This window comes from Microvirga sp. P4_G7 (genome assembly GCF_056401005.1).
Genome location: NZ_JBFUKD010000765.1, coordinates 1 through 1,628, shown reverse-complemented (window position 1 = coordinate 1,628; position 1,628 = coordinate 1). Strand labels below are relative to the sequence as shown.

Below are 1,628 nucleotides of genomic sequence, written 5' to 3'. Positions count from 1 at the left end.
GAGTTGTCGTGAATGCCTTCCTTGTAGAGCGCATGGGCGGCGATGCCAAATTCGGCGACCTCGTCCATTTCCGCGCTGCGAATCTGCAGCTCCACCCGCTGCCGGCCTGGACCGATCACGGTGGTGTGGATCGACCGGTAATCGTTCTGTTTCGGCGTCGAGATGTAGTCCTTGAAGCGCCCGGGCACCATCGGCCAGGAGATATGCACGACGCCCAGCGCGCGATAGCAATCATCGAGCGTGTCGACGATGACGCGAAAGCCGAAGATGTCCGACAATTGCTCGAACGCGACCGACTTGCGCTCCATCTTGCGCCACACGGAATAGGGGCGCTTCTGGCGACCGCTGACGACCGCGTGAATGCCTTTCGCCTCGAGCTTCGACGTGAGGTCCTGCTCGATCTGCTCGACGAGTTTTTCGTTCTTCACCGTCAGATCGCGCAGGTGCCGGCTGATCGCCTCGTAGGCGTCAGGATCGAGGTTCTGGAAGGCCAGGTCTTCCAGCTCCTCACGCATTTCCTGGATGCCCATGCGGCCCGCGAGCGGTGCATAGATGTCGAGGGTTTCCTCCGCGATGCGCTTGCGTTTCTCCGTCGGCATGAACTGGAGGGTACGCATGTTGTGCAGGCGATCGGCCAGTTTGACCAGAAGCACGCGCACGTCGTTGGCGATGGCGAGCAGGAGCTTGCGGAAATTCTCGCCCTGCGCGGCCTGCTTCGACACGAGGTCGAGCCGCTTGATCTTCGTCAGTCCATCGACGAGGTCGCCGATCTGCTGACCGAACGTCTTGTTGATCTCTTCGAGTGTCGCCTCCGTATCCTCAACCGTGTCGTGGAGAACGGCGGCAGCGATGGTGGCGTCGTCGAGTTTCAGATCTGTCAGGATCGCTGCGACTTCGAGCGGATGGCCGAAGAACAAGTCGCCAGAAGCGCGCTTCTGACTACCATGAGCCATCATGGCGTACACATAAGCGCGGTTGAGAAGCGCCTCGTCGGTCGAGGGGTTATAGCGCTTGACCCTCTCGACAAGTTCGTACTGGCGCATCATGCGGCGGAGCTTTCCTTTCAGGTCGTGATAAACGGCTGAGGTTAAAGGATATTGTGCAATATCCACCGACCGCAAGCCGAACAGCCTTGAAAGCCGAAGGAAATCGGGAAGTCCTGGCCATTACGCAAGAAAAAGCCCGGCGCTGGGCCGGGCTTTCAAGAGGCGATGGGGAAACGACAGCCTATTCGCGGTCGTCGTCGTCCGCACTGTGGGTCGGCGGGACGAGACCTTCGAGGCCGCGGAGGAGGTCTTCCTCGCTCATGCGGTCGAACTGGACGTCGGCGTCGTTGTCGCTGCCGGCGGCGGTGTTGCCAAGGAGCGGAACAGTCTCGGCTTCCGGCTCGTCGACTTCCACGTATTTCTGCATGGAATGGATCAGCTGTTCCTTGAGATCATCGGGAGCGATGGTCTCATCGGCGATCTCGCGGAGCGCAACGACAGGATTTTTGTCGCGGTCGCGGTCGATGGTCAGCGGAGAACCTGAGGAAATCAAACGGGCGCGATGGCTGGCGAGCAAGACGAGCTCAAACCGGTTATCGACCTTGTCGATGCAATCTTCGACGGTCACACGAGCCATGGAGA

At 60.0% G+C, this 1,628-nt stretch carries 2 protein-coding genes; both read right to left on the bottom strand.

All coding sequences use genetic code 11. The annotated features are described in order from the left end of the window. Positions 1 to 1,046 (bottom strand): RelA/SpoT family protein (locus AC1DT3_RS20455; protein WP_477467040.1); only part of this gene is annotated, 1,046 nt, incomplete at its 3' end. A 181-nt stretch (positions 1,047 to 1,227) separates the two neighbouring features. Next, a complete protein-coding gene (gene rpoZ, locus AC1DT3_RS20450) occupies positions 1,228 to 1,623 on the bottom strand; it encodes a DNA-directed RNA polymerase subunit omega (RefSeq protein ID WP_477467041.1) in 396 nt (131 codons plus the stop codon). Between the last annotated feature and the right edge of the window lie 5 nt (positions 1,624 to 1,628).